Origin of the sequence: Bacillus seohaeanensis (assembly GCF_042684945.1) — a bacterium.
In the GTDB taxonomy this organism is placed as follows: Bacteria; Bacillota; Bacilli; order Bacillales; family Bacillaceae_B; genus Rossellomorea; species Rossellomorea seohaeanensis.
Genome location: NZ_JBHUMF010000015.1, coordinates 314,024 through 320,062 on the forward strand (window position 1 = coordinate 314,024; position 6,039 = coordinate 320,062).

Below are 6,039 nucleotides of genomic sequence, written 5' to 3' on the forward strand. Positions count from 1 at the left end.
CCACTCCTCATAAAATGATAAAAATATTATACGCATGAGAAGTGAAACTTATACCACCTCGGAGTAAAGATTAAAAAGCGAACCCGCGCTCTGAATCATCATGTCCTTATCGGGATTGACAGCCGCTTCCACTGTTCTTTCCTACTTTATTATCTTTCCTTTTTAGGCGGCCTAGGTCCCCAGTATTGATAATAATCCGTTTTAATAAAGCCATTGAACAGCTTTCTTTTTTTCGTTGCTTGTTTCCCGTAAAATTGTTGATATATTAGGTTTTTATTGGAATTAAATTTGAGAGGAATTTATGTATAGACCAAATTCTTTTCTGAGGTTATGTAATCATAATACTATGGTTGAATATACCTGTAAAGAATTATTTATTATTAGTTGTCATAATAGAAAGGACTCCCACATAAAAGGGGAATCCTATAACGATAGTTCATGAACCATTCACAATATCCCAAATCAAATATATTTCAATATTCCGTATATTTTGCTATTATTCTACATAAGGAGTCGTTCCAACTCCTTAATACAATCATAAAATCTCAGAAGAAGTGAGTGTGTGGACTACACTCGCTTTTTTCATTTATATAGAGTTTCCAATCTGTTTTAATACATTTAATATCAATGGTGACACTTGAATTAATATATCCTAATCCTGCATTTTGAATCATTCCCCAAGCCTTTGCTGCATTACCGAACATAAAGAAGAATAACGAACCTACAATCACAACAGAAGCCACTGGTAAACTTAGAGCGACTAATATACCTATAACTGGATCTAATACATGTGCAAGTGCTGATAAGGTTTGCTCTCCCATCCATTCACTAGCATTAACAGGTATTGCTTCATTAGTTGCTGCAAATGTAGGTTTAGCTAATATTAAGGGTGCTGTTATTGATGTAACAACTTTACCTAATACTTTTTTCCCTTTTCTATTTGGCTTAGAGTCCTTATATTGTCTACTCATGAAGTCGTTAAATGATATGCTTTGTGTCTTCACCATTACACTCAGCTCCCCTTTATTTAATGTCCGTAAGCGTATAGACAACAGAAGGAATATCTTTACATAACTCTTCTAACTGCTTTCTTCTATATTCGGTAGTCGTTACCCATATCAATTGTGGAAAATAACCTAGACTTTCCTTAACTGATTCATTCTTATATAAGCCTATATACTGCTTCATTTTCTTTCTGTTTTCAATCATTTTTTGAGACAGGTCTACTTCTAAAAAGTGGTATCTTCCTCTACTTTTAAAATAGGTGTCACATACAACAGAAAATTCATTATCATAAACTTTGATTTCATTTTGCCAATCCATAGGCATACCAGCGAAAATGTAAAAGTAATTACGCATAAGCACATGGTTGATAAAGTTTGTTTTCTTTCGTACCTTTTTAGAGTTAACATACTCCCTGCCTTCACTGTTGAGATAATAAATAGTGGAATAGTCTTCACGAAATGATGATAGGTAAGGTGATAAGTCTTTCAGGATTCGATTAGTGTTTCTAACTTTACCTAATCTGTGTATTCTTTATAATTGATCACGATTGAGATAGTCCAGTCGTTTCAAAGACAGCAATATTCTTTCTTGTCTCTCGCTTAACTGTTTCACTAATTAACCCCTCCTTCACCTTTTTTATGTGAGGTTTTATAGTTTGTTGGATAGTTTCTGGAGTTATTAATGGTGTTTGAACAATAATTCGTTTATCTGCTGATTGATATATAGCTCTCCCTTTAATTTCAGGTAAATTTTCAGCACCGTCCTCATCTAACACAACTCTTGATGCAGTACCCGATTGGACTCTAAAACACAACTTGCCGTCACTATTTTGTTTACACTGACGAGGGATAACATCACCAGTAGGATATTGTGTGGCTAGAATTAATCTAAATCCCAAACCAGCACCAAGTCTTGATATTTGACTCATGTATCTTTGACATAACTGTTTTAATTCTCTTTCTTCTTTATCAATTGCTTCAGATGGGTTCAATTCTCCAACTTCATCAATAATAATAAAGTGACGATCTTTAATATCTGCTTCTTGAACATTCTTCTTTCCCATTTCCCTTAGCTTCTTTTGCATATCTCTCATAGATTTATAAGCATTTATTAACGTTGTAAGGGCTTCCTCTGGCTCATATGCGATTGATACAGTTTGATTAATATTTTCATAATCACATAGTTCAACACCGCCTTTAAGGTCAATCAGATGAAGTTTAACATTATCAGACTGCTGCTTAATCAATGAGACAATTATAGAGTTAATTAGATTGGATTTTCCGTATTTTGTAGCTCCTCCTAGTGCTAAATGCGGAATCTTTTCAAAGTCATGAAATACGGATTGATTCTTTTCTCTAGCTATACCAAATGAAACTTTCCACTCTTTCCCTTGTTGATAGTCAACTAATTTAGGTAATGAATTATTGTAGGCACGAACAATTAACATTCCATCATAGGACAATTCAATTTCCTTGTTGTGAGTTAATTTCTTTTGATAAAGTGTTTTAATATTGTCGATGATATTCTTATCAATTTTAAGTTCCCTCAAATCCTTCAATTGAATAGTTACATTTCTTCTGTTTATACCTGCTTCAATGGTCTTTAATTTGTTCTTATAATCTTCAAATGAGCGACCAAGAGGGATTCTGTATCTGTATTCTATACCCCATTCAAAATCACGTTTCTTGATTAACTGAGTTGTTAAAGTTTCCTTTCCATCTTTCACATTTAAATCACTCAGAGCAAATATTTTATTTAACTTTTTAGAGTCATTCCCTACCCCATTTTTAGCTAAGTGTGCTTTCAGGGCAAGACCACCCATCAATGAACTTGTGAGAATTTCAAATATCATTCAATACTCCTCTCTTCAACGCCACCTCTTGATAATTACGTAGTAATACTCCCTTTCATCTAGCATTTTAATTTAACACCTCAAACACTTGATATCATAGTATCTGGCATATGCTAAGACGAGTTACTAGGGCAGAATTTCATTTGGTAGTTAATAAAGCATATGGGTTGGTAGGCAAAATATATCTTGTCCACTCAAAAAAATCGGTGACTAGCCTGTCTTTTTTTATAGAGGAAAAACCGATTCATTGTCGAATTAACATCTTGAGGTGAGTCTATTGAGATATAAATGTCGATTGAAAACAATCTTAGCAGATCTAGACATAAGACATGGTGAGTTTGCCGATATTTTAGGAATTGATAAAAGTACAATAAGTGCAATCATAAATAATAAATCATTACCTTCATTTGATACTTTATATGCCATTATTGAAGAACTAACAAAGATTGATCCAAGTATTAAATTAAGTGATATATGGAAAAAGGTTTAATGCCTACAAAACGTATACAAACTGTACACATGTATACAACAATATTCAAATGAAAAAAGGGCTGCTCCGATAGCCAAATAATTGACTAGTAGAGCAGCCCTTATGTATTTCTATACCTCTTCATTTATGTGACTATTATAAATAATCCCCGTTCTACAGTAACAATTAAAACGAAAAATTAGCCTAGTTTTATTAATATCCCACATATGGTTTTATTCTTGATAAACTATGGGTATATAAGATTTCTTTTTGTGCAGTAAGTGCCTGTCTTGCGTAATCAACAATATCAATATATGCACCCTTACTCCTATAATCAAGGTAACTGTGGTGAAGGACATGCTCATTAGTGATACTACCCTGTGTGCCGATATAATCCATCACGTCAGTATTCATGTCATAAACTCCATTTAACCATTCATTATTAATGTATAGATTCTTTACATCTGAATTATATACTCCTCTTTTATTTGCATTCCATTGAATAGAAGGAATTTGATTTTTATGAATAGGAAGAGGATTAAAAGTATATACCCCACTAATAGACTTATTAATTGGACCTCCATATTCAAACGTTGATTCATTTGGAATTAACCAATTGGCAGAACGTATATCCAAGTATGTCTTTGTTGCTAGCCATCCGCCTAGTGAATGACCTGTGAAATACCATTTATAATCTTGGTATCTCGGAAATGCTTCATAAATATAGTTAGTAAATAATTGCGCTTGATAATTTTGACCAGGTGCTTTGCTTGAAAGGGTAACTCTCGCTGCATTTGCATCATACAAATCAGGAATAAAATCCCAATAAGTGTCTGTTCCAGAAAAAGCAATGAATAATTTCTTACTCCCTTCAGCTACAACAGCCATCGCTTTAAAACCTGTCGAATCAAGCCTTAGTAGATCTCCTGTACTAGATGAAGTACTCATTGGATGATAATAGTCATCATTAACATCAACTGCTGAAATAACTTTATATTTATTAGCTCCATGTAAGTTATTTAATTTAGTTTTAATTGAATAATAACTATCAATATAGTCCGCTGAATAAACCAGCCTAGATAAATCATAATATAGTCTATTATAATTGTCTGAATAACCTGCTTTTGATTCGGTAGGTCGTACTACCAAGGTTGGAATTACCAAGAAAAAAGCTAAAATTGAAAATAATACTACTTTACTAGTTTTACTCAAATACATTACCCCTCTTCTATTAAAAATCCCTTCTAATTATAGGGATATCTTGTAATATTTTCAATAGAATACCAGATAACAATTTTTAACAATCGGTTTGTGTTATTAGGATAAACGATACCTAATAAAGTATCCCAATACTATAACACATCGTTAAAAAAGATAAGCCCTAACCAATCAAGGCTAGGGCTTTTTTGTTTAAGATAAAATTTCTTCACGTTTTATTATTTTTCACCAATTTTTAGGTATAAGCGACCTTCTGTTTCGTTCCATTCTGTTTCAAGAGTCCTACCATTTGCAGTGAACTTATCTGGAATGTTATTAGTGTTAAAATAGTTAAATACTCTATTAGCATCACCAGCAAAATAGAATTTAAATAACTCTTTTGCTACTACTGGAATTCTATAAGAAGATTTTACTGTAGTATTTTCCCATCCAGCAAATTTAATATAGGCTTCGTAACCACTAATATCACTTGCTACAACAATAGCGTTAGGTTTTCCAAGAATATTAAATGTATAACCACCATTTCCAAATCCAAGCTCTTCAGCAAAGATTTTGATGTTGTGGTTATAATTAGGTGTAGTCCAAGAAGACTTCAACACTGGTGCAACCCATCCATCAGGATATACTTTTCCACCTGTACTCGTCTGTCATTTTTTACCAATTTCAAGGTATAGACGACCTTCAGTATCGCTCCATTCTGTTTCAACGGTTCTACCATTTGCAGTGAACTTATCTGGAATGTTATTAGTGTTGAAATAGTTAAATACTTTATCAGCGTCTCCTTCAAAATAGAATTTAAATAATTCTTTTGCAACAATCGGAACTCGATAAGATGCTTTAATATCACTATTTTCCCACATTGAAAACTTAATATAAGCCTCATAACCTGGAATATCATTACCAACAATAATAGTACTTGGCTGACCAGGAACACTAAATACATATCCACCACGTTCAAAACCAAGTTCATTAGCAAAGATTTTAAGGTTTTGCGAATGGTTTGGAGTCCAAGAAGACTTCAACACTGGTGCAACCCATCCATCAGGATATACTTTTCCACCTGTACTTGGCTGATATTTTTCACCAATTTTAAGGTATAGGCGACCTTGTGTGTCTTCCCACTCCGTTTCAACAGTTCTACCATTTGCAGTGAACTTATCTGGAATGTCATTAGTGTTGAAATAATTAAACACTCTATTAGCATCTTCTTCAAAATAGAATTTAAATAATTCCTTTGCTACAATCGGAATACGATAAGATGCTTCAATGGAATTGCTTTCCCACATAGAAAATTTAATATAAGCTTCATAACCTGGGATATCCTGTCCAATTACAATAGCTTTTGATTGTCCAGGAACACCCCAAACATACCCTCCATCTCTAAACTTAAGTTCATTAGCAAAGATTTTAAGGTTTTGCGAATGGTTTGGAGTCCAAGAAGACTTCAACACTGGTGCAACCCATCCATCAGGATATGTTTTGTGAGTCTGATCAC

The 6,039-nt window shown here is 33.3% G+C and carries 6 protein-coding genes and 2 pseudogenes; 1 reads left to right on the plus strand and 7 read right to left on the minus strand.

Features of this window, described 5'->3' with window-relative positions:
• Positions 1 to 149: 149 nt before the first annotated feature.
• The 4 genes and pseudogenes from ACFSUL_RS07680 to ACFSUL_RS07695 form a co-directional block, all read right to left on the minus strand.
• Positions 150 to 263: pseudogene (locus tag ACFSUL_RS07680) on the minus strand (hypothetical protein); the annotation flags it as partial.
• 282 nt (positions 264 to 545) lie between these two features.
• Entirely contained in the window at positions 546 to 1,007 is a 462-nt protein-coding gene (locus ACFSUL_RS07685; RefSeq protein WP_377934184.1) for a hypothetical protein, read from the minus strand.
• A 16-nt stretch (positions 1,008 to 1,023) separates the two neighbouring features.
• Entirely contained in the window at positions 1,024 to 1,533 is a 510-nt protein-coding gene (locus ACFSUL_RS07690) for a replication-relaxation family protein (protein WP_377934226.1), read from the minus strand.
• Between the two features lie 13 nt (positions 1,534 to 1,546).
• Positions 1,547 to 2,857, minus strand: coding sequence for an FtsK/SpoIIIE domain-containing protein (locus ACFSUL_RS07695; protein ID WP_377934186.1), 1,311 nt, complete (start codon positions 2,855 to 2,857; stop codon positions 1,547 to 1,549).
• 277 nt (positions 2,858 to 3,134) lie between these two features.
• Between ACFSUL_RS07695 and ACFSUL_RS07700 the strand changes: the two genes are divergently transcribed.
• Positions 3,135 to 3,347 carry a helix-turn-helix domain-containing protein gene (locus tag ACFSUL_RS07700; protein WP_377934188.1) on the plus strand — a complete coding sequence of 71 codons (213 nt, stop codon included), beginning with the start codon at positions 3,135 to 3,137 and terminating at the stop codon, positions 3,345 to 3,347.
• Between the two features lie 192 nt (positions 3,348 to 3,539).
• Here the strand turns inward: ACFSUL_RS07700 and ACFSUL_RS07705 are convergent, their stop codons facing one another.
• The 3 genes and pseudogenes from ACFSUL_RS07705 to ACFSUL_RS07715 form a co-directional block, all read right to left on the minus strand.
• Positions 3,540 to 4,475 carry a lipase family protein gene (locus ACFSUL_RS07705; RefSeq protein ID WP_377934190.1) on the minus strand — a complete coding sequence of 312 codons (936 nt, stop codon included), beginning with the start codon at positions 4,473 to 4,475 and terminating at the stop codon, positions 3,540 to 3,542.
• A 287-nt stretch (positions 4,476 to 4,762) separates the two neighbouring features.
• Positions 4,763 to 5,140, minus strand: a complete 378-nt coding sequence (locus tag ACFSUL_RS07710; RefSeq protein WP_377934192.1) for a hypothetical protein — start codon at positions 5,138 to 5,140, stop codon at positions 4,763 to 4,765.
• A gap of 51 nt (positions 5,141 to 5,191) precedes the next feature.
• A pseudogene (locus tag ACFSUL_RS07715) lies at positions 5,192 to 6,039 on the minus strand (hypothetical protein); the annotation flags it as partial.

Bases quoted from the DNA above. Each gene is read 5' to 3' on its own strand.
- ACFSUL_RS07685 (WP_377934184.1), bottom strand. From the start codon at position 1,007: ATGGTGAAGACACAAAGCATATCATTTAACGACTTCATGAGTAGACAA.
- ACFSUL_RS07695 (WP_377934186.1), bottom strand. From the start codon at position 2,857: ATGATATTTGAAATTCTCACAAGTTCATTGATGGGTGGTCTTGCCCTG.